General features: G+C 47.4%; 12 protein-coding genes. 10 read left to right on the forward strand and 2 right to left on the reverse strand.

Annotated elements, in window-relative coordinates:
• Positions 1–99 precede the first annotated feature (99 nt).
• The 5 genes from mnmG to deoC are packed head-to-tail and all read left to right on the forward strand — an operon-like array spanning position 100 to position 5,597.
• Positions 100–1,980 carry a tRNA uridine-5-carboxymethylaminomethyl(34) synthesis enzyme MnmG gene (mnmG, locus tag POREN0001_RS04460; protein ID WP_004333838.1) on the forward strand — a complete coding sequence of 627 codons (1,881 nt, stop codon included), beginning with the start codon at positions 100–102 and terminating at the stop codon, positions 1,978–1,980.
• Between the two features lie 49 nt (positions 1,981–2,029).
• Positions 2,030–3,844, forward strand: coding sequence for an excinuclease ABC subunit UvrC (gene uvrC / locus POREN0001_RS04465; protein WP_004333812.1), 1,815 nt, complete (start codon positions 2,030–2,032; stop codon positions 3,842–3,844).
• A gap of 15 nt (positions 3,845–3,859) precedes the next feature.
• On the forward strand, positions 3,860–4,312 hold the full coding sequence (gene dtd, locus POREN0001_RS04470) for a D-aminoacyl-tRNA deacylase (protein ID WP_004333708.1): 453 nt from the start codon (positions 3,860–3,862) through the stop codon (positions 4,310–4,312).
• 9 nt (positions 4,313–4,321) lie between these two features.
• A complete protein-coding gene (locus tag POREN0001_RS04475) occupies positions 4,322–4,714 on the forward strand; it encodes a nucleotide pyrophosphohydrolase (RefSeq protein WP_004333547.1) in 393 nt (130 codons plus the stop codon).
• A gap of 1 nt (position 4,715) precedes the next feature.
• Positions 4,716–5,597, forward strand: a complete 882-nt coding sequence (gene deoC / locus POREN0001_RS04480; protein WP_004333648.1) for a deoxyribose-phosphate aldolase — start codon at positions 4,716–4,718, stop codon at positions 5,595–5,597.
• A 332-nt stretch (positions 5,598–5,929) separates the two neighbouring features.
• Here the strand turns inward: deoC and POREN0001_RS04485 are convergent, their stop codons facing one another.
• The gene (locus POREN0001_RS04485; RefSeq protein WP_040580740.1) at positions 5,930–7,885 is read right to left on the reverse strand and encodes a lamin tail domain-containing protein; all 1,956 of its coding nucleotides are present in this window, start codon (positions 7,883–7,885) and stop codon (positions 5,930–5,932) included.
• 267 nt (positions 7,886–8,152) lie between these two features.
• The gene (locus POREN0001_RS04490) at positions 8,153–9,265 is read right to left on the reverse strand and encodes a Fic family protein (RefSeq protein ID WP_004333853.1); all 1,113 of its coding nucleotides are present in this window, start codon (positions 9,263–9,265) and stop codon (positions 8,153–8,155) included.
• 255 nt (positions 9,266–9,520) lie between these two features.
• On the opposite strand from POREN0001_RS04490, the gene POREN0001_RS04495 reads away from it, so the two are divergent.
• The 5 genes from POREN0001_RS04495 (at position 9,521) to POREN0001_RS04515 (ending at position 22,778) form a co-directional block, all read left to right on the forward strand.
• Entirely contained in the window at positions 9,521–12,550 is a 3,030-nt protein-coding gene (locus tag POREN0001_RS04495; RefSeq protein WP_004333668.1) for a tetratricopeptide repeat protein, read from the forward strand.
• A gap of 9 nt (positions 12,551–12,559) precedes the next feature.
• Positions 12,560–14,356 carry a hypothetical protein gene (locus POREN0001_RS04500; protein ID WP_040580742.1) on the forward strand — a complete coding sequence of 599 codons (1,797 nt, stop codon included), beginning with the start codon at positions 12,560–12,562 and terminating at the stop codon, positions 14,354–14,356.
• A gap of 148 nt (positions 14,357–14,504) precedes the next feature.
• Positions 14,505–17,366, forward strand: a complete 2,862-nt coding sequence (locus POREN0001_RS04505; RefSeq protein ID WP_004333578.1) for a M16 family metallopeptidase — start codon at positions 14,505–14,507, stop codon at positions 17,364–17,366.
• Positions 17,367–17,791: 425 nt separating this feature from the next.
• Positions 17,792–20,380: a T9SS type A sorting domain-containing protein gene (locus tag POREN0001_RS04510; RefSeq protein ID WP_004333619.1), complete on the forward strand. Its 2,589-nt coding sequence runs from the start codon at positions 17,792–17,794 to the stop codon at positions 20,378–20,380.
• A gap of 88 nt (positions 20,381–20,468) precedes the next feature.
• Positions 20,469–22,778 carry a T9SS type A sorting domain-containing protein gene (locus tag POREN0001_RS04515; RefSeq protein ID WP_004333591.1) on the forward strand — a complete coding sequence of 770 codons (2,310 nt, stop codon included), beginning with the start codon at positions 20,469–20,471 and terminating at the stop codon, positions 22,776–22,778.
• The last annotated feature ends 139 nt before the right edge of the window (positions 22,779–22,917 follow it).

Genomic DNA, 22,917 nt, shown 5'->3' on the forward strand with positions numbered 1-22,917 from the left:
AAGGGAATTACCTTCCCTGTTTATTAGATAGATATATTTTCTCCAAGAGCATTCTATGGCTTCTTTATACCTTTGTGGGAAGAAAATTAGGACTACACTATGAATCGCGAAGAGTATGATGTGATTGTGGTCGGAGCCGGGCATGCAGGTTGCGAAGCGGCTGCCGCTGCGGCTGCAATGGGGTCGCGGGTACTGCTTATCACCCTCGACATGAATAAGATAGCCCAGCTGAGTTGTAATCCGGCTATGGGTGGAATCGCAAAAGGGCAAATCGTGCGAGAGGTAGATGCTCTTGGGGGATGGTCCGGATGGATCTCCGATGCCTCTTCCATACAATTTCGCATGCTCAATAGAAGCAAAGGCCCCGCCATGTGGAGCCCTCGTGCCCAGATCGATCGTATGCGTTTTATGGAACGCTGGAGAGAAACCCTAGACACAATTCCTAATCTTCACATCTGGCAAGATGGTGTAGCAGAGCTACTCGTAAAAAACAAGAGAGTAATTGGAGTTAAAACCTTGTTGCTCAAAGAGTTCTACTCTTGCTCTGTAGTGCTCACTGTAGGCACCTTCTTGGGAGGAATGATGCACTTTGGGCGTACCATGATACCGGGAGGGCGCATTAGTGAACCTGCTTCGTATGGACTCACCGAGCAGCTGAGGGACTTAGGGTGCCGCACCGATAGGATGAAGACCGGTACCCCGGCTCGTATCGATGGGCGTAGTGTAGACTGGTCTCTTACCACAGAGCAAAAAGGCGACGAAGGTGACTTCCATCACTTTTCTTACTGCACAGAGGGTGCGAATACCTTGCGTCAATTGTCTTGCCATATTCTCTATACTTCGCCCGAATGCCACGAGATACTTCGCGCCTCGCTCGCCGATTCTCCCCTCTACAATGGCCAAATACAAAGTATCGGTCCGCGATATTGCCCAAGTATAGAGACTAAGATTGTAACCTTTGCAGATAAGGAACAACACCAACTTTTCCTTGAGCCCGAGGGCGAAAATACCAACGAATACTATATCAATGGCTTCTCTTCGAGCCTCCCTCTAGAGGTGCAATTGGAGGCTTTACGTACCCTTCCGGCTCTGCGTAATGTGCGTATTTATCGCCCCGGTTACGCCATAGAATACGATTTCTTCGACCCCACACAGCTATATCCAACCCTGGCACACAAGCTCCTCGGGGGGCTATATATGGCAGGCCAAATCAATGGCACTACGGGGTATGAAGAGGCTGCCGGTCAGGGGATTTTGGCAGGAATAAACGCCCACAACGAGGCTCATGGGCTAGGAGATTTTGTCCTACAACGCAGTGAGGCCTACATAGGAGTGCTGGTAGACGACCTCGTAACAAAAGGGGTGGATGAGCCCTACAGAATGTTTACTTCGAGGGCTGAGTTCCGTACGCTCTTGCGCCAAGATAATGCAGACGACCGCCTTACTCCCTATGCCATGAAGCTGGGATTGGCGTCCGAGCTACGCAGAAATCGCTTTACCTATAAGGAGCAAATGATAGAAGAAGTGAAGGCATTTATGGCTCAATATTCGGTTCGTCCTGATAGAGTAAATAGCCTTTTGGAACAGCAAGGAGAGCAGCCTCTAAAGCATGCAATTCGCCTTAGAGAGTTGTTGCTTCGCCCGAGATTGACCCTCGATCATTTGCTGGATGTTTTGCCGCCATTCCATACGTTTGTGGAGAAGATAGCTTCGCAGCGAGAGGAGATCTTGGAGCGTGTGGAGATTGATATCAAGTATGCCGGTTATATAGAGCGAGAGAAACAGCAAGCAGACAGAGCCATGCGTCTTGAGAGTATTACGCTGGGCAATCGATTCGACTACCTTTCGCTGGAGCAACTCTCCACCGAAGCCCGACAGAAACTCGATCGTATTCGCCCCGAGACAATAGGCCAGGCAGCGCGTATTCCCGGGGTTTCCCCTCACGATATTAGCGTGCTTTTGGTACTCTGTGGTAGATAATTAGCCGCTTTTTGTTCCACGTGAAACAAAAGGCTCTTCCCCAAGATTTATGACCCTTGAAGAGATAAAAAAGATTCTTCCCACCCTTCCGCTTTCCCCGGGTTGCTACCAATACTACAACGCTGAGGGGGAAATTATCTATGTGGGTAAGGCAAAGAATCTAAGGCGGAGGGTGAGTAGCTATTTCCAGAAAGAGCATACCGATCGAAAAACACGCCAGTTGGTTGCTCAGATTGTGGATGTAAAATACATTGTTGTAGCAAACGAGAGTGATGCTCTTCTGCTCGAAAACAATCTGATTAAGACCTATCAACCTAAGTACAATATACTCCTTAAAGACGATAAGAGTTACCCGAGTATTGTGGTAACAAGAGAGCCTTTCCCTCGGATATTTGTTACCCGTACCATTGACCCCTCTTGGGGCGATTATTATGGCCCCTACACTAGCGTGGCTATGGCACACGGCATGGTGGGGATTATACGAGAGATGTACAAAGTACGTACCTGTAGGCATCGTTTTACCCAAGAGGCAATAGAGAGGGGTAAGTACGCTCGCTGCCTTCAGTATCATATCAAGCGGTGCGAAGCTCCCTGTGAGGGCCTCGTGTCAAGAGAAGATTATCTCAATAATATTGCGGCTGCGGTGGAGTTGCTAAAGGGGAATCTGCGGCAGGTGATACAGCAAACAACCAGCCGGATGCTAGCGCTTAGCGAGGAGCTTCGCTACGAAGAGGCCGGACAAGAAAAAGCTCGGCTTGCTATGCTGCAAGCTTATAGTACAAAACACATCGTAGCTCCCGAAACGCGTCACGATATTGACGTCTTCTCTTACGAAGAAGAGGGGCCTATGGCCTACGTTAATATGATGCAGGTGCATGAGGGTGCTATCGTGAGAGCCCTTACGGTAGAGTATAAAAAAGCGATAGACGAGGAGGCTGAGGATATTTTTGCCACAGCCATAACGGAGTTGCGAGGCCGTTACGAAAGCAGGGCAAAGGAGGTGATTTTGCCTTATCCCCTAGGCTGGGAGTCGTTGGGGCATTTCTCTATTACCATTCCGAAGCAAGGCGAGAAGAAGAAACTTTTGGAGCTATCTATAGATAACGTAAAGAGGTATAAACTAGATCAACTTAAGCGTGCCGAAAAACTGAATCCGGAGCAGCGTGTACAGCGCCTGATGAATAAGATGATAGAGGATTTGCACTTGCCTGTGGCTCCGCGTTACATTGAGTGTTTCGACAATTCCAATCTACAGGGAACGGCTCCTGTCGCTGCATGTGTGGTCTTTCGCAACGGAAAGCCCTCCAAGAAAGAGTATAGAAAGTTTCACGTGAAAACCGTAGAGGGAGCCGACGATTTGGCCTCTATGCGGGAGATTGTAGAGCGGCGCTATCGCCGTTTGCAAGAGGAGGAACTTCCTTTGCCGCAGTTGATCGTAATAGACGGTGCGCGAGGGCAACTCGAAGTTGCGGTGGAAACGCTTTCTGCCATGGGTATTGGAGCTCCGACTACTACCATAATCGGTTTGGCAGAGCGCATGGAAGAGGTTTATTTCCCGGGCGAGGAGAATCCTCTTTTTCTCTCTCGAGATAGTGAAACCCTCCGCACGCTTATGCAGATTCGAGACGAAGCACATCGCTTTGGGATAACCTTTCATCGAAGCATTCGGAGTAAGAATCAAATTCACTCTGCGCTTGATGATATAGACGGAGTAGGAAAACAAACCAAGGAGGCACTGCTCCGGCATTTTCGGAGTGTAAAGCGTATAGAAGCTGCCGAGTTGCCCGAGTTGGAGTCTCTTATTGGTAAGAAGCGAGGAGGCATTGTGTACAAAGCACTGCACTCTAATGAAGAGAAAATATAGATACTAGCTTAGAGAATGAGAGTTGTAATACAACGGGTACGCTATGCTCGCCTCTCTGTTGGAGGAGAGTTGATCAGCCAAATCTCTCAAGGTTTGATGGTATTGGTCGGCATCGCAGAGGAAGATGGTCGCGAAGAAATTAACTACCTTTGTAAGAAGCTGGCTGCCCTGCGCGTTTTTGATGATGACGAAGGGGTGATGAATAGATCCGTAATGGATGTGGGCGGAGAGGTGATGCTTGTAAGCCAATTTACCCTAATGGCCAATACTAAAAAGGGCAATAGACCTAGCTATATACATGCTGCGCGCCCTGAGATAAGTCGCCCTTTGTACGAGGAGTTTTGCTCCGCTTTGGAGAAGGTGCTCGGTAAAGAAGTGGCACGAGGACGCTTTGGGGCTGATATGCAGATCGAACTGGTCAATGATGGGCCCGTAACCATCACGATAGATACGGCTAGGGATCGATAAAAGAGAGCTATGACTATAAATGAATGGCAAAAATCCGTGGATGAATGGATTCATACTTACGGAGTGCGTTACTTCGATGAGCTAACGAATATGGCGATTCTTGCCGAAGAGACAGGAGAAGTAGCCCGTATCATGGCTCGCCGCTATGGGGAGCAAAGCGTGAAGGAGGGGGCTACTCTTGGGGATTTGGGTGACGAATTGGCCGATCTTATATGGGTAGCAACCTGCATTGCCAACCAAACCGGTATCGATCTTGAGGCGGCTCTGCATGCTAATCTGGAGAAAAAAACGCAGCGCGATAGGGAGCGTCATCGGCGCAATCCTTGCCTTCAGGGCTCAGAGAACAGCTCTCTTTCTCCTTTGAATCACGCTCAATCAAAAGACAATAATAACTCGAATTAAGATGGAACTACAAGGAAAAATCCAAGAGACTTTTGAGCATTTTACTCCGGCATCTTCTCCCGAAGAGATCGACAAGATCGTTGAGGGGATTATTGCTCGTCGCTACAAAGCCGCTTACACGATAGAGACTCTTCGCTTTTTATTCAGCACCATAGACCTCACAACACTCGCCGGGGCTGATACCAAAGAGAGTGTGCAAAAGCTTGTGGAGACGGTAAATCGCACGGCTTCTCATCCCGAGGAGGGGCTTCCCAACGTGGCTGCGGTCTGTGTATATCCCCTACAAGTGCCTGTTGTAAAGGAGTTTATGAAAGCCGATGGGGTGCATATTGCTGCTGTAAGTGGAGGCTTTCCGGCATCACAAACTTTCCTAGAGATTAAGTTGGCAGAGACGGCTCTTACTGTGGCTGCCGGTGCTGATGAGATAGATATTGTATTGAATCTCAATCACTTCCTCCCTGGCAACTATTCGGCTGTGGTGGAGGAGATAGAGGAACAGAAGGCGGCATGTCGCTCGGCACACCTCAAGGTGATATTGGAGACGGGCCTTCTCAAAGATCCGGAGTTGGTACGTAAGGCCTCGATTCTCTCGCTCTACTCCGGTGCCGATTTCATCAAGACGTCAACAGGTAAAGAGTATCCCGGTGCCGATCTTCGTGCTGCCTATACTATGTGTTGTGCCCTTCGTGATTACCGCAAAGAGACCAGTCTCTTGCGAGGAATTAAGTTCTCCGGAGGGATCCGTAGTGCCGAAGATGCGGTCAAATATTACTGCATTGTGGAGGAGATTTTGGGTGCAGAGTGGATGACCAATAAGCTATTCCGCATAGGGGCAAGTAGTTTGGCTGGGAATCTTATAAAGGCTATTTCTGAATGTAAATAACCTTCGATCATTTTGTCCTTGAAGCCCATGGCTCTTCGGAGCCGAGGGAATTAGGTGATACCTCATAGGGGTGTCACCTATTTTTTTGAGAGGATTTTTCTCTGGAGCTGGAGGCTGATTCTTGGGAATTTCCTGCGTAATATTGCGCTCTATTGTTGCCTAAAAAAGAAAAGAATTTTGCCCGAGATTTGGGAGGCTCCAGACCGAGAAACATTTTTTTCTTGCCCTGTGGCAGAATCTTTTTCACCCTGCCTTTTCTAGGAGTTTCTCACGTAATAAAATGCCTTTTCGATACCCATCAGAGAGGGACATTCCTAAGCCGAGTATGGGAGTTAGGGGACAACGACAAATGAATATCGCTTGGTGTGTTGGGTAGTAGTCAGCTCAATGGAGACAACGTAGGGAGTGTGGGGAGGTAGGGTGTAGAGCTGAGTAAGCTGCCCTTTGAGTAGTGCGCGACACCACGCTTGGGTAGTTGTGCGCCCCACGACTACCGAGCGATACCCTATGAGTGTGTAGAGCGTGAGGGTGGCATTATTGGCAGGATCTTGTAGCGTATAGAGGGTAAGTGCGGCTACCTGCTCCGGAGTAAGGGTTTCTCCCTCGCGCTCCTCGATGGGCAAATCGCACTCTGTCTGTACGGAGTTAGGCCTACCGGGGGTTGCATTTCCCTGCTCGGGGCGTGCTACATGCCAATTATCAGGAGCGAGTGCCGGTCGGGAGAATAGGATGCGCTCTAGGGATACTCCTTCACTCATTTCTCCTCGAGATGCAATTTTGGGCCCGTAGAACATCTCTTCCACAACAACCGAATCGCGGAGGGAGTAGAGTACTATTTGTCCTTCACGATTGGGGAGAGCCGGGAGCTTCTCCACCTCGCTAAGGCTGTCTATTGAGCAATGGTAGTAGTTGGCAAGACCACGCTTCCAAGGAGTGATGGCTCGATATTCGTTGGGTTGAATCAGATGATTTTCTTCCACCATGAGGGGATATAGTTTGCTTCGTCGGCCTTCTGAGCGAACCGCCAGCGCATAGTCTCGAATGTCAATGGGGTGTGTGGTAGGGTTATAAACCTCAACAAACTCCGCCGCGTGGGCTGTTGGGTGGGGGAGTACCTCGCTAAGGAGTAGATGCCCTTGGGGTAGGTGCTCTTCGTCGGGCTTGCCGAGTCCTATCGAGTCGCTGGGAAGAGATATTTCAAAATCGATCCGCTCCGAGGGGGCGAGAGCGCCATCTAGGGTTTTGATACCCCGAACAAAAAGACTGTAGTTGCCCGATTTGAATGGGTTTTCTAGATCTAGCGTGATGGTTTTCCCCTTGATGCCGGGGGTAAGAGTACCACAGGAGGGTTGCAGATTAAAGTCCGCACTCTCTATACTTACAAGGCTATGCGTTATGAGACGGATACTTTGAGGGGTAAAATCGAAAGAGGCAAAGATGGATTCTGTAGGGGTTGAAGGTGTTTCGTTTGCGGCGAGGGGCTTTTGGAAGTAGAGGAGCCGGTGAAGCGTAAAGTGCTGTGCGTTTTTGAGCGAGTAGCGTAGGGCAATGCCCGAGAAGGTGCCTTGTGCGTAATCTTGAGGGGGAAGACTTGTTGAGTCGCACCCTATGTAGACAAACTTCTGCTGTGGTTGTAGGCTCTTCTTTAGGTAAAGTTGCCATCCCCCTGTACCCGAATACGTGATATGCCAAGCGAGATGGTGGAGGTTGGATGAGGTAAATCGGATAGCGTCGTTTGCGTTGGAGGTGATGATAGGCTTGTCTCTATTCTTGTTTTTGTGTACTAGCTCTCCATTCTTGCCGAGTGAGAAATCTCCTTCAAAAAGCCCAATACTCCCTGTCTTCTCTCCCGAGAGATAGGCATAACGACAGGTTGTATACTCATTCTCTTGCCTGGGTGCGCTCAAAGGAGCTATGAGCACAACGAAAGTATTGGCGGAGGTGATGGCAAAGTGAAAAGAGACTTCGCCCCGCCACGTATGTATACCGGATAGTATGGGTGTGTGGAGTAGAGTTGCCTTATTGTTGGTTCTTTTTGGGGAGAGGTCGTGGAGCGCAACACCTTGAGGGGTGAGGGAAAACTTGGGAAGAGTACCCTGCCATGGAGGGCAGGATAGGGTAGTCGAATCCGCAAATACAACTCGCTCTTGAGCTTTTATCTGCGCTAGAGAGATTAAGAGGAGGAGTAGTGCGAGACTAACTCTAGAGGTTGATTTTACTTTATGCACGGCTACGGATAGCATCGCTTTCCCTACACTAGGATATACCTTTAGCACTGATGTATTCATCTGTTTGGGACTTAGATAAGATATTTCTTTGCAAATTTAAGCATTTCCATACTCTTGCGAGAAGGAAAGGTTTGGACTTTTAAATCCCCGAATGAAGTCCTTGCATTACTTTTGCCATACCGTTGCACTTGATACTACAATCTGAATATGTACCCGAAATGCTTTTTTCGGGTACACGTTACAAGGATGTGTACCCAAAATCCTATTTTCGGGTACATATCATAAGAGTGATTGATTATCTGTCACCGATTCTATCATCTCATCTTGTCAAGGTAATGCAGAACCTTGATTGAGAAACAAGTCCATAAGAGCGTGATTAATATAATAATTCTCCCTTCCTATCTTTACGACAATTAAAACCCTCTCTTCGACCATCATATTCAAATATTTGGCTGCTGTTTTACGCTGAACCATTAGATCCCTCTGCATGAACTCGATTTTAGTGTAGGGATGATAAAATAGATTGTTGAGCAACTCGTGTTTGTAGTTCTTGCCAAATAAGGGACGCAGAATCTGCTTATAGTCCTGCATTAGTTTAGAGATACCCTGCACCAATCGAATGGTGTCGCGAGCTGTTTGTTCGACTCCCTTGAGAATGAAAAGAATCCATTCTTCCCACTCCAACGAGTTATCTTCACTCTTATCCCTAATAGCCTGAATCAAGGAGTAATACTGCGATTTGTTTTGAGTAATATACCTGCTTAGGTAGAGAATTGGTAAGTCGAGCAAATTGTTTATCACCAAATAGAGCACGTTGATAATACGTCCCGTTCGTCCATTACCATCATAAAAGGGATGAATACTCTCAAACTGATGATGTATAATCGCCATCTTGATTAGTGGATCAACTTCGCACATCTCAGGATTATTGATAAAAGCCTCAAGGTTTGCCATATACCTCTTTATATCATCTATATTTTGAGGTGGAGTATAAACGGTTTCGCCCTGACTATTCTTTAGCATTGTCCCTGCTTGTGAACGGAAACCTGCTCTATTTCCTTCAAGGTGCATTTGAATATCCTTTATTCTGCTGTTGGTTAATAGAGCATCCTTTCTAACCAATTCAAATCCTCGCTGTAAAGCTTCTCGATACCTAAGGACCTCTTTGGTAGCCGCCGTTATAAGATGCTTCTCTATATCTATCTCAGCTTTGTAGAGATCATCTTGCGTTGTGATGATATTCTCTATTTCGGAACTCTCCTTTGCCTCTTGAAGAGTCAAGGTGCTAATCAGTATCGCTTCGTTAGGAATTGTTGCTGCTATCCCCTTTAATTCCGCCAAAGCACGATTGGCCTTGTTCACCTGTCGTAATATCTCTTTGCTCTCTATATCAAAGGCGAGAGGCAATGTAGGTATGTTATAGCCTTTGCCCATATCCATTTACTACTTATTAATTAGGCTTTCGAGTCCTTTTGAAAGAGTATTATACACTTTATCAGTGGCAAATGTAAGGAATAGAAATCTATTATATCCCTTTTCGGGCATTTATCAAGGCGCCTGCCGGAGCGGCTCGTTTCCACTTCGTTATGGGAATGTTGTGTATCTTTGGCGTGAGAATATCCGTCCTCTCTCTTGGGATTTTGCGACTCCCCGGAGAGCTTAGGATTGTTGTGCTAAACGATTAGCAGTGATAGTATGAAACAGAATACTCCCCTTTGGGCTACCGCCCTCTTGATGCTCTCTACAGCCGCTGTACAAGCTCAAGAAGAACGCTCTTTACACTGGCACGAGCAGCTTCAAAATCAAACTCTTCTTGCACATAGTGGGGCTATTCGAGGGTATAATCCTCGTCTTACGGCTCCTTTTATGGCTCAACCTCAAGGTGCTGTTCTTGCCGACCTGTTGGCTCGGAATGCTCACGAAAACTATCGTTTGGGACACACCCTTGCGGCGGAGACGATTCACTATTTCTTAACGAAAGTGCCGGTGGATGAGCGACGCCCTATTTTGTCTCTAGAGCGAGCTGCTTTGTATATGGCCGAGGGCGATTTTCATCGGGCACGCAATCTCCTCGAAAAGGTAGATGAAAGTGCCCTCTCGAGAGCCGAGCGTACCGAGTGGCAGGTGCGTACAGCGTATGCACTCCTGCGTACGAACCGAGGAGGAGAGCAGTTGGGTCCCCTGTTTGCCGAAGCTGCCCAAGCGAATAACCGCTGGGGGCGCATTGCCAAACTCTACGTGGCAAGCAGCAAGATGGCAAAGGGTGATTTGCAAGCGGCGGAGGCTATCTATCGATCTCTTTCGGGGGATCGAGAGTTGGCTCCCGAGACGCGCATCGGTATGGCCGCACTCTCCTATTACTCGGGAGACTATGCCAAGGCGGTGGCTGAGGTGGGTGAGATTGAGCGCGTAGAGCCTCGTTTGGCTTCTAATCCATCACTTTTGCAAGTGGCCGGTAATGCCTATTATCGATTGGGAGATGCCCCTAATGCGAGTAAATACTTAGAGCGGTTTATCGAAGATTCTCCCGAATTTGCTTCCCCGGAAGATTTCCTCTTGTTGGGAGCCGCTTACATGGAGCAACAGAGATACAATGAAGCTATCGAGCCCCTCAAGCAAGCTACGCAAGGGAAGGGTGCTACGGGATATGCTGCCAGCCTTTACCTAGGGCGCGCCTTGCGAGATCAGGGGAATTACCCCCAAGCCATTGTGGCCTACGAGCGAGCCGTAGAGGAGAGTGCCCCCACACAAGTGCGGGAGGCTGCCATGTACGAGATGGCGTTAGTTATGCGCTCTTCCGGCCAATCCAACTTCGGACAAGATGTGCGTATTGCCGAGCGTTTCCTCAATACCTTTCCCACCTCCAAGCATCGCCCTACGATGGAGAAGTTCCTAACGGAGTTTTATCTCTCCAATACGGACTATGCTACCTCGTTGGTATCCATTCGGCGACTGAAGAAAACGACACCAGCCATAGACGAGGCACGCCAATATGTTCTTAACCATTTGGCTCTTGATGCGCTCTCTCAGGGCAAATTTTCGCAAGCCACTAGATATATAGAAGATGCTCTCGATAAACAAGCCGTAAGCTCTCTATACAAGGGAGAGTCGCTGCTCATTCAGGCAGATATACTACGAGCTCAGGGAGATTATGCCGGCTCTATTCGCCCGCTTACCGCCTACCTCGCTTTGCCGGAGAGTGCACGGAGACCCAACCAATCGGAGGCGCAGTACTATCTCGGGTATGCCCTATTCAATGGCGGGCGGTATGCCGAGGCTAAGGGTTATTTCGCCTCTTCTGTACATGATTCTAAGCAGGGGGCTTTGCGTCAGAGCGATGCTTATACTCGCCTTGGGGATTGCCAGTATGCGACCAATGCTCTAGATGCTGCTTTTGCGTCCTACGAGCGAGCCATCAGTCTTGCCCCCTCGCAAAGTAGTGATGCTCTTCTGCGTTTGGCAGAAATTAATGGACTTCGCAAGCAATACTCTCGCCAGATAGCTTTGCTTGATAGACTTATCACCTCCTTCCCCGATAGCCCTGCAGCAGCACAAGCGTCGTACCAAAAGGGGCGTGCTTACCTGCTCCAAGGGAATAACGATGCTGCGGAAAAGGCTTTTGTTGCCACTGCTTCGCAATACAGTCAGAGTGAGGAGGGGCGTCTTGCTTTGTTGCAGCTGGCACTCCTCTATTACAATACACAACGCGTAGAGAAGTCGCTCGATACCTATACACAGCTGATGCACCGCTATCCCAAGAGTGCCGAGGCGGCTACTGCCTTTACGCACCTAAAGAGCATTTGCATCGAAGAGGGGCGCACCGATTATTTGCAAGGGGCTGTACAGAAGACGGGAGGGGCCTTCTCTTTGAGCGAAAGCGAGAGTCGAGAGCTAGAATTTAAGGCGCTGGAGAGAGAATATAAGCGTCGCTCCCAAGAGGTTGAACCCAAGATGGAGGCCTTTATTGCTCGATATCGTGTAGGGAGCGATGTCTCCACCATCCAAAAGTACCTCGCAGATTTGGCTTTTGAGCGCGGAGACAAGGATCGCGCCTACACCCTATATACCACCCTTGCAGCAGAGGTTAGGCAGTTGCCCCGTGCCGCACAATCTTCGGTACTACAACGCCTAGGAGCCTTGCAAATAGAGCGAGACGATAAGCAGGCGGCATACGATACGTACCATACCCTCTATACCCAAAGTTCGGATCGTTCGTTGCGAATGCAAGCGGCTGAGAAGGCGGCAGAAATGGCTCTCTCAATGGAAAAATGGAAGACTGCCATCGCTGTAACTACAGACGCCCTCACGGCTTTGGGAGAAGAGGGTGCAGAGTGGCTTCATCTCCTTCGAGGGAATGCTCATAGCGAACTCGGGGAGCGTGCTAAGGCACTAGCAGAGTACAAGACAATTCTTGCCAAGACGGATCTCTCGGCAGGAGCTGAGGCGACCGTCCACTATGCCACCCTACAGGCAAAAGGCTCGAGCAAAGAAAGACAAGAGGCTAAGCAGCTACTCAACAAATTTATTGAGAAGGGTACTCCGCACGAGTACTGGCTCGCTCGAGGGATATTGGCACTGGCAGAGATCTATCGCTCCGAGGGCGACAAGGTCACCGCAGACCAATATGTGGAGAGTCTAAAGAACAATTATCCCAAGCGTGAAGACGATATTCTTGAGCGCATTGCACGCTATCAAGACCAGCAAACAGGTACCCCAAAGAGATAGAGATAAGTGATGAAACGATATTCCCATACACTATTTTTTGTGGCATTTGCCACCTTCGGACTTCTCACAAGCGGTCTTGCTCAAGCCCAGCAACCCACAAAACCGCAAAGGGCAGATACACTCCGTCGTGAACTTACCGTGGTAAGCGATGCCGAAGTACACCTGGGCACAGTGCAACCCTTGGCCTCCACATATCAATTTGATAAGCCCAAAGTAACACGGCTAGAGCCTATCCCCCCTCGCTCTACGGGCGATTTTACCCCTCCTGTGCTATTGCCGGAGTATCCTGCTCTGAGCAATATGGCGTCGTGGGTGCCTCGGTCGAATAAGGCCGGCTACCTAGATCTTTCTCTAGGACTAGAGCCGGTGGTACGAGCTCAGGCCGGTTATACACAATGCTTCAAAGAGAAGCACGTTGTGGATTTGCACCTGCGTCACAACTCTACCTTCAACAACAATTCTCGTATCTATCAAGGGATCCCTGCAAGGCTTTACACCTATCGCCACCTAACGGACTGGGACTTAAGCTATGAGTATAGGGGGAAAAAGTTTGCACACTCCTTCCAGATTATTGGGGACTACGACCAGTTTAACTACTATGGATTGGATGCTCAAACAGCAGCCTACTTGACGAGCAATCGCCCTCCCATGGAGGTAAAGCAGGACTACGAAGCCGCTATTTATCGTTATGTCCGCCCCGGTAATGTGGGGCGAGCCAATCTGTTTGGTCTTGATAATCAGACCTCGTTTCGCTTCCTTGTTGAGCATACGGGCCGTAACTACTCGCAAATCCCTGCCTTCTTTAGCAAGTGGAAGCATCACGAACTCCGCTTCATCGGCGACTTCGACCTTCTCTTTACTTCTAAGCAAGACTTTGCTTGGGGGCTTGCCGGTATGCTGCTCTATCAAGATTGGCAAAGAACCCCAAAAGACCCAAAACAACAAACTATTTACGTACCAGGGGGGCCGTTGCTTTCTCTCTACTTCAACATCACGCCCAAGATTTATTTCAATGGCTGGCTGGGGAATACGGAGTGGCAAGTAACGGCGGGAGTGAATGTGCTCCCTCTTTCTCCGGTATTCAGAGCTTCGCTTCGTTGGCGTAATAATTTGGAAGTCTTTGCCCGTGTGGATGGTAAGGTAAACATGCCCTCTTTGCACGAGTTGGCTCGGGAGAATCGCTATCTGCACCCCGATTCGCTCCTCCGTCCTGAGATGAAGTTTGTGGATAGCGAGTTGGGCATACGAGCACAACTACCCGGTGGTGTCTCTCTCTCCCTCTCGGGAGGCTATGAGCGCACACGTAATACCCACTTCTGGCAACCCTTCCTTTTTGGCGAAAGGGCAGACAATAACACTCCTCGCTTCTTGGCTTTTACGCCTCAGTATGCGAGGTGCCACTCTTGGTTTGTTTCGGGTCGTGTAGGGTATGCCTTGGGGGCTAAGTTGCAAAGCTCTCTGCAATGGACCGAACGCCGTTACAAGCTCGATGGAGGAGGGGTAGCGCAAGGGAAGCCCATCCGTTCGATTGACTTTTCTCTTATCTATAGCCCCACTTCAAACCTCGACATCTCGGCTCAAGCCTCTTTGCGAGAGGGTATTCCCTTTATCTCTCCGCACGATGCAACCAAGACCCTTACCACGGCGCAACGTGTGGCTCGCGTAGCTACGGCATGGCGCATTACAGACTGGCTTGCCCTACACGGAGAGCTGTCCGCTCCCTTCCTTCTTAATAGCGAATATCCCCTGGCTTACCAAGATCCCAACTATATCGTAGGCATTGTTGGAGCCACTCTTCGCTTCTAAAGTAAGGATAATATGTTGAGAAAACGTACAAAGTCTAGTAGAATGTGCCTACCTTTGTGCCGTTATGGGGAGATAGAACGCTTCCTCCCATTTTGTTAGGACCAAGTAGAAATATCAATACAATTCTAGAATAATAATTGAGTTTAGTATGCAACTGAAACGTTTTGCACTAGGTGTGCTCCTGATCTTTGGCTGCCTCGTACCTGCGAGTTTGCGAGCCCAAGATCCAATGATGCAGCAGTTACCCATTGATCCGGCTGTACGTATGGGTACGTTGCCCAATGGTTTGACCTACATTATTCGTCACAACGAAAACCCCAAGAATCGTGCTAATTACTACATCGCACAGAAGGTGGGTTCTGTTCTCGAAGAAGACTCACAAGCGGGGCTTGCTCACTTTCTTGAGCACATGGCATTCAACGGGACGAAGAACTTCCCCGGGAAGAACCTTATCGGATTCTTGGAGCGCATTGGTTGCCAGTTTGGGGCAGACCTTAATGCTTACACTGCATTTGACGAAACAGTATATACTATAATGGATGCTCCTACAGACAAGGGGATTGAAATTATCGATAGCTGTCTTCTTATCATGCACGACTGGAGCAACAACATTACACTCGACGGCAAGGAGATTGACGAAGAGCGTGGTGTGATCCACGAAGAATGGCGTTCGCGAGACAATGCAAGCTTGCGTATGCTTACAGCTCAGCTCCCCAAAGTGCTCCCCAATAACAAGTATGCAAATCGCATGCCTATTGGCACAATGGAAGTAGTAGACAACTTCAAGCACAACGAAATCCGTGACTTCTACCACAAGTGGTATCGTCCCGATCTCCAAGGTATCATTGTAGTTGGGGATATTGATGTAGACTATGTAGAAAAGAAACTCAAAGAGATTTTTGCTGACGTACCTGCTCCCCAAAATCCTGCCGAACGCTACTTTGTACAAGTAGAAGACAACGCAACTCCTATTGTCGCTCTCGCTACCGACAAAGAAGCTACCTCTACCAATATCTCTGTAATGTTTAAACACGACGTTCTCTCTAGAGAGGAAAAAGGTTCTATTGCTGGAGCATTGGTAATTTATATGGAGGCTATTGCTACTCAGATCATCAATGAGCGTTTTAATGAAATTACCATCAAGCCTAATGCTCCTTTCCTTCGTGGTGGTGCTTTCGACTACAACTACATGGGCATTGCCAAGACCAAAAATGCCTTCACTTTTATGGCGATTGCTAAGGATGGTGCATTCAAACCCGCTTTTGAAGCTCTCGTAGCAGAGATCCAACGTGTGAAGCAACATGGTTTCCTCAAGAGCGAATATGACCGCGCTCGTACGGATGTACTCAAGATGTTCGAAGACCAATTCAAGGCTCGTGCTGACCGCAAAAATGGTTCGTTCTGCGAAGAATACAAAAACTACTTCCTCGATGGTGGCTATATCCCCGGTATCGAAGTAGAAAAGCAACTCATGGAAATGATTGCAGAGCAGGTTACTCCCGAGATGGTGGCTCAGTACATCCAAGAGATGATTACTACCGATGGTAAAAATCTCGTTATTACGGTTACCGGCCCCAAGAAGGATGGTATTACCTATCCTACCGAGGCTGAAATAATCGCTCTTTACAATGAGTGCGTTGCTAAACCTGTAGAGGCAAAGAAAGAAGAGATTGTTGATACAAACCTCATCGATAAGGATCTCAAGGGTGGTAAGATTGTTAAGGAAAAGAAGAATCAGAAGTTTGGAACAACGGAGCTAACCCTCCAAAACGGCATCAAGGTTTACCTCAAGAAGACCGACTTTAAGGAAGATCAGATCCTTATGTCCGGTACTACAAACGGAGGTTTCCGTCTCTACTCAAAGCCCAGCGACATACTCAATACTAAGATTGTAGACGATATTGTATCGCTTGGTGGTTTGGGCAAGTTCGATGCTATTGCTCTTGGCAAGGCTCTTACAGGTCGTACGGTAAGCGTATCTCCTGCTTTTGGCAACTTTACTTCAGGTTTTAGCGGAAACTCTACGGTAGCTGACTTTGAGACAATGCTCCAGCTCACCTACCTCTATATGACTGATATTCGTGCAGACAAAGAAGCCTTTGCTGCATACAAAGAAAAGACTACCGAAGCTCTCAAGATGGCCGAGCGTCAGCCCTTCGCTTCTCTCAGCGACTCTATAAACTACCTCCTCTTCGACAATGATATCTGGCGCAAGAAGGTAAAAGCTGATGATATGGAAAAGGTAAGCTATGAGCGCGCACTCCAGATGGCTCGCGAGCGTCTCTCTTCTGCTGATGGCTTCCAATTCTTCTTTGTTGGTAACATTGACGAAGCTAAGGCTAAGGAACTTATCGTAAAATATCTCGGATCTGTACCCAAGGGCAAGGCTACTCCTAAGATGGATAGAACGAAACAAGCCGGCTTCCGCAAGGGTGAAAAGACAATGGAAGTATACAAGGATATGAATACGCCTACCGGTATTGTTATGGACTACCTCCAGGGTAAGGCTGTTTACGATCATAAGACGATACTTGCAGCTCAGATCCTCAACGGCGTACTCGATCAGACTCTTATTGCCTCTATCCGTGAGCGCGAGAGCGGAACCTATTCGCCCTCTGCCGCTGCCGAGGTAGACGAATTCCCAACACCAGAAGGTTCTGTTACGGTTCAATTCTTCTGCGCTCCCGAGCGTGCTGCTCAGCTCAATCAGGTTGTATACGACGAGTTGAATCTCATTGTTAAGAATGGCGTAAGTCAAGAGTATTTCGACAAGACCGTTGTGAATATGAAGAAGCGTCATGCAGAACGTATTCGTGAGAATGGTTACTGGCTTGGCAACATAGAAGAATACTTCTTCAATGGTAAGAACTGGGTCGACAATTACGACAAAGTACTCGACTCTATCAAGCCTGCCGATGTACAAGCTCTGCTCAAGTCTATTGTTACCAGCGGCAATCGCTTGCAACTTTACTTCCGCAGCAACCAAACAGAAGCTGACCAGAAAAAATAAATTTTCAGCCCAGCATAGAGAGGGGAGTCTGACCTAAAGATTTCTCCTTTCTGCCCTGAGAGGATGTATCTCCGCAGCGGAGGAAATAGGAAAATACAACCTATTCCTTCTCTCGGAGATACATCCTCTTTCTTTTCTCCAAAGGGAGGGATACTCAAGGGAGTTACCTACCTACAAATGCCTCTATAGGAAGATTCTGTACCTATTAATTGGTACGAAATTTGCCTTTTTCTTCTATTCGGATGCTTAAATACCCCCGATTTATGTTCTTTTAGTTCGCATGATAGGAATGTTTTCGTACATTTGCTGGCGAAGAGCGAAGGGAGAGGAGGAAAATTCCGAGGAGGCAAAGTTGCCATCTGCCTCTCGTGCCTTGATAAAAGTTGATTGACACAGGATTTTATAAGGAATAAACGGATAATGTAATGAAGAAACAATTACTTGTTGGGAGAAATCTCTTTTTCTCCGCCTTTTTCGCGTTAAGCGGAAGCTGCTGGGCTGCGTATGCTCAGAGTGGGACTCCTACGGTATCGGATACCTATGTTGAGCTTACCACGAAAAATGCCGACGATCCCCTGGAGATTACGGTGAAGGGCGCGTCTTATGATGACCTCTGTTGGGTGGATCTTAATGGGAACAATAAGTATGATGGGGCAAGTGAAGACGCTCCTAGATTCTTTGGCAAGCTCGCAAAGAATATTGCTTCGGTGCGTGTTTATGGTAACATGGGAGAGTTGTCAGCCAATCGTACTAATCTCGTAAAGATTGATCTTACTCACAACCCTTCTACTCTAAAAGAGGTCTCAATCAATGGAAATGAAGAGTTGGCTGAGCTAGATCTTTCGAAGAGTCCTCAACTAGAGTCCTTAGAACTGGATGGGTGCAAAGCCATTACTAAACTTTCTTTCCCCGAGGGATCAAAGCTTACACTCCTTTCTTGTGGAAAGACCGCTATCAAAGAGCTTGACCTGAAGAATCTAAAGGAATTGACCGCCCTTATGTGTGGTGAAACGGGGCTTACAAAGCTAGATGTCTCTATGTTGAGCAAGCTTACGAACCTTAGTTGCTTTGGAAACAAACTCGCAAAACTCGACATTAGTAACAATAAAAAACTCTTCTCTCTAAAGTGTGATGCCTGCGAGATGGAAGAGCTTATTTTGGGCGATGTAAGCACTCTTAAAGCCTTCTCAGTTAACAACAATAAGCTTAAACACATAGATGTATCAAAACTGACAGGGATTACGACAATCGCCCTGCAGGATAACCTACTGGAGTCTATTGTTGTGAGCAAGGAGATGTCAAAGCTTAATGAGTTCCGCATCTACAATAACAAGCTGAGTGCAGGAGCTATGATGTCTTTCATCGAGCAGCTCCCGAAAAAAGAGTACAACGATGGTTCTCTTTTTGTTATCAACACAAAGGTTGCAGATAAAAATGTTTGTACCAAAGATGCTGTTGCTAAAGCAAAGGAACTCGGTTGGACTGCCTACGATTGGCAAGATGGTATGGGAAACGAGGGGTACAATAAGTACGAAGGCTCTGATCCTGAAGAGGAAACCCTTGCCAAAATGACGGTTACTGCAAACAAAAATGATGGAAGATGGAGATTCCTTTTCAATGCAGAGGAGGAGGATAAGGCTAACTGTTTTGTCGATCTTAACGGCGACGGAAAGAAAGATGTCGGAGAAGAAATCACCAACTGGAGCATGTATCTTGATGCCAATCACTATACTCGTAACACCAACTCCGTTACTATCTATGGTAATATTACCTCTTTCAGCTGCGGAAGCAATGATATTACAGAAGTAGATGCTTCTGCTAATCCTAACCTCAAGGTATTGCGTTGTACCAGCAGTCCTCTCGAGAAGGTAGACATGACTAAGCTCCCCAACCTCAAGGAGCTTATGGTAAGTCATACCGATATTGCCTCTTTAGACCTCTCAAAGAACACCGCACTTCAGGAACTTTATGTTTCTTCTTGTAAGAACCTCAAGTCGTTGAATGTTACTGCTAATACCGACCTTCGTATCCTCAATGTAGCTTTTGTGAGGGATCTTAAGGAGATTGACCTCTCAAAGAATACGAAGCTTACTACGTTCTTCTGCGATACAACTTCTATTAAAGAGCTTGACTTCTCTAACAATCCCGAACTTGACCGCTTTGAGTGTGCAGGTACAGGCCTTAAGAAGCTCGTTCTAAAGGGTACTAGCAAATTGCGTGTCTTGCATTGCAACGACAATCCTCTAGGCAAGTTGGACGTTTCGGAATGTGCCGCTCTCGAAGTGCTTCATGCTCACCGTGCACAACTCACCGAGGCTAACCTCTCGGGTCTTAAGAATATGACCGACGTTTGGTTGGACAACAACAAATTGTCTCAGCTCGATGTGAAGTCGGCTTCTGCCCTCCGCGAACTTGATATTAGAAACAATGAGTTTAAGACAATTGACCTCAGTGGTTGTAAGAGTCTAGAGAGCTTGTTCATCGAGTTCAATAAGTTTGAGTCGTTGGATGTCTCCAAGTGTGAAGCTATTGCTGTAGTTTCTTGCTTCCAAAACAATCTGAAGGGTGAGGCCGTAGACGCTCTTATTGCTTCTCTTCCCCAACAAGATCCCGACTTTGGTGTAGGTACTCTCCTCTTTGTGGATCTTACTCTCACGGGAGATAACAACAAGATCTACGAAGATCAAGTGAAGGCTGCTGCTAAAAAGGCTTGGACTGTATACGACCACAATGGCGGAGGTTCGATGGTGAAATATCCTGGTGAACCTCGTGGGCTAGAGTCTGTACGTGCCGAAGAGGTTACGCTCTATCCCGTACCCGCAGATGTAGAGATGACACTCAATATGCCTGCTGAGTTGGTTGGAAAGACCATTGCAATCTTTGATGCAACAGGGGCAAAAGTGCGTGAGTTTACAGCCACAGCACCCTCTATGCTCCTTTCTGTAGAAGATCTCAACGCAGGAGTATATGTACTCTCTATTGATACTATTTCTAAGACTTTTGTCGTTCGCTAATTAACCGATTATACTAGGAGTTCTCGCCTATATGGACTGGGAACTCCTAGTTTTATCTACAGAACACTATTAATTACAAAAACGCAAAATGAAAGCCTTTCGCTATTTCATGCTTGGAGGAGGGATTCTCTTTTCTTCCCTTGCTGCAACGGGTCGTGCCACGGCTGCAGACCCATCTTCATACACGACTGATGGTCCAAAGATTGTTATGACCACAGAGGCCGTTTCCTCGTTTGTCCCCTGGGCTATCATGATAAAGGCAGATGCTGCAGATGCAGAGTCTATTTGGATTGACCTAAATAATAACCAGAAGTACGACGACGGCGAAGATGCCAAAGTCAACACGGACAGAGCGGACGAATACCCAAAAACAGGAGCGACCGTAACTATATATGGAGCCGTTCGGGAGCTAACGGTTAATTTGCAAGCACTCTCCTCTTTGGTGGTTTCGGGGAACGAGAAATTACAAGTTCTCAATTGCTACAAAAATAAACTTACCTCACTCGATCTCTCCAAAAACAAGGAGCTGACCCATCTTACTTGTCGCAATAATCAACTCACGCGCCTTGATCTCTCGGCTAACGGCAAGTTGCAATCGCTTGATTGTGCTGTCAATAATCTTGCGGATCTTAAGCTCAATCCATCTGCTCCACTCCAGAAAGTGAACCTTGGCAGTAACCAATTCATAGGTTGGAGTGCAACCGGTTACGCTCAGTTAGAAGAGGTGGCTTGTTTTGGCAATTTCATCTCTTCTGAGAAGATGATAGCCCTCATTCAATCGCTCCCAATGCGCACTGCCGAGAATCCCGGTAGTTTCTATATGGTAGATACACAGGACTTCCCCAATGGTCGCTATAGCGCTGATATTGTAAAGGAAGCCACCAAGAAAAATTGGAAGGTTTTCGACAATAAGGGAGGGAAAAAAGGTGTAACCTATGAGGGAACATCCCTTACTATTGCTCCGGGAGAAGAGGAGTATATCATCATAACAACAAGTAAAACAACCGGTCAAGGTTCAGATACTTGGGGTATCAAAGCTGTGCTTGCCGATAATGCAGATGCAGGTAAGGCTTGGATTGACTTCAATGGCAATGGGGTTAAAGATGCGAATGAAATCATTAAGGAGAATGGAGTGCCCATCTACCTCAAGAAGACCGTTCCTACCATTGTTGCCTATGGTAAGTTTGCTGCTTTTGACTGTGGTGGTCTGGAAGTAGCAGATAATTGTATCTCTGCGATCGATCTTACTCATGCTCCTACTCTGGTCGTTCTTACTGCTTATCGCAATGAACTTACCGAGTTGGATATAACGAACAACCCTAATTTGGCTCAGGTTAGCTGTGCAAAGAATAAAATCGAAAAGGTAAACTTCTCGCAGTCTTCTAAGATGCAAGTAGTAGAGCTTTCGGAGAATAACCTCACCTCACTGGATCTCTCTGCATGTGAAGAATTGAAGGCTGTTTTTGCGATGAATAACGAGATTTCTTCTCTAGAGCTTCCTGAGTCTTCTCAGATGGAGATGTTGATAGTTCCTTTCAATAAACTCACGAGTATAGACCTTAGGGCGAACAAAAACTTACTCCAATTCGTTTGTGAGGGCAATAAGATAGAGTCGCTTAATGTGGCAGATCTTCGCAAGCTCTACCTCCTCAGCTGTGGTAGCAATAAACTGAAGAACCTAGACCTTCGCAATAATGCAAGTCTAAGGCTCTTGCGCTATGAAAATAATGACGATCTAGAGCCTGTAGATCTCTCCAACCTCGTAAACCTATATCAACTCTACTGCGGTACGAAAAAACTTACCGAGTTGGATGTTACACATATGCCCGCTATCTATGAGTTGGATTGTAGTGAAGCAAGTCTTACTAAGCTCCTTATCCCTAAAGAGAATATCTTGCATTTGGTAAGCTGTTACAATAATAAATTGAACGAGCAGGCTATACGAGACCTTGTTGATCGTCTCTGTGACCGCTATAAGGTAAATACGGCAGAGTTTGAGCCCGGTAGCTTTTATGCTATAAACACGAGCAATAGCGAGGAAGGTAACTTCGTCTCTGTGTATGCTGCTGATGTAGCTCGTAGCAAGGGATGGGATACCTACGACTGGCAAGACGGTGAAAATAAAGGTAAGAATCCCTATGCCGGAAAGCCTGGCGCTGCGGTATTGCTACAGACGGAGGCTGTGGCTCTCTATCCTACAGTAGCATCTGAGACTATTACGCTCTCTATCCCTAATAAAGAGGGTGCTCGAGTACAGATTTATGCGCTAGATGGTACACTCGTGCTTAACACTGTAGCTACTTCATCAAAGACTACTATAGATGTTTCTTCTCTCTCAGAGGGAGTTTACTTCTTGCATGTAGCTAATCGCATTGAGCGTTTTGTAGTAGCTCGCTAAATCATATTCTTCTAGCCCCTTTACAAGAGAGGCTAGGGGATTTCATCTTAGAGGGTGTCTTGTGAAGGGGGGGGATCTCTCACTGCAAGACACCCTATTCTGCTTTTAATTGAGGGCTTGGGAGTATCCCCGCTTCTTT

The organism is Porphyromonas endodontalis ATCC 35406, assembly GCF_000174815.1.
Lineage (GTDB): Bacteria > Bacteroidota > Bacteroidia > Bacteroidales > Porphyromonadaceae > Porphyromonas > Porphyromonas endodontalis.

Bases quoted from the DNA above. Each gene is read 5' to 3' on its own strand.
- mnmG (WP_004333838.1), top strand. From the start codon at position 100: ATGAATCGCGAAGAGTATGATGTGATTGTGGTCGGAGCCGGGCATGCA.
- uvrC (WP_004333812.1), top strand. From the start codon at position 2,030: ATGACCCTTGAAGAGATAAAAAAGATTCTTCCCACCCTTCCGCTTTCC.
- dtd (WP_004333708.1), top strand. From the start codon at position 3,860: ATGAGAGTTGTAATACAACGGGTACGCTATGCTCGCCTCTCTGTTGGA.
- POREN0001_RS04475 (WP_004333547.1), top strand. From the start codon at position 4,322: ATGACTATAAATGAATGGCAAAAATCCGTGGATGAATGGATTCATACT.
- deoC (WP_004333648.1), top strand. From the start codon at position 4,716: ATGGAACTACAAGGAAAAATCCAAGAGACTTTTGAGCATTTTACTCCG.
- POREN0001_RS04485 (WP_040580740.1), bottom strand. From the start codon at position 7,885: ATGAATACATCAGTGCTAAAGGTATATCCTAGTGTAGGGAAAGCGATG.
- POREN0001_RS04490 (WP_004333853.1), bottom strand. From the start codon at position 9,265: ATGGATATGGGCAAAGGCTATAACATACCTACATTGCCTCTCGCCTTT.
- POREN0001_RS04495 (WP_004333668.1), top strand. From the start codon at position 9,521: ATGAAACAGAATACTCCCCTTTGGGCTACCGCCCTCTTGATGCTCTCT.
- POREN0001_RS04500 (WP_040580742.1), top strand. From the start codon at position 12,560: ATGAAACGATATTCCCATACACTATTTTTTGTGGCATTTGCCACCTTC.
- POREN0001_RS04505 (WP_004333578.1), top strand. From the start codon at position 14,505: ATGCAACTGAAACGTTTTGCACTAGGTGTGCTCCTGATCTTTGGCTGC.
- POREN0001_RS04510 (WP_004333619.1), top strand. From the start codon at position 17,792: ATGAAGAAACAATTACTTGTTGGGAGAAATCTCTTTTTCTCCGCCTTT.
- POREN0001_RS04515 (WP_004333591.1), top strand. From the start codon at position 20,469: ATGAAAGCCTTTCGCTATTTCATGCTTGGAGGAGGGATTCTCTTTTCT.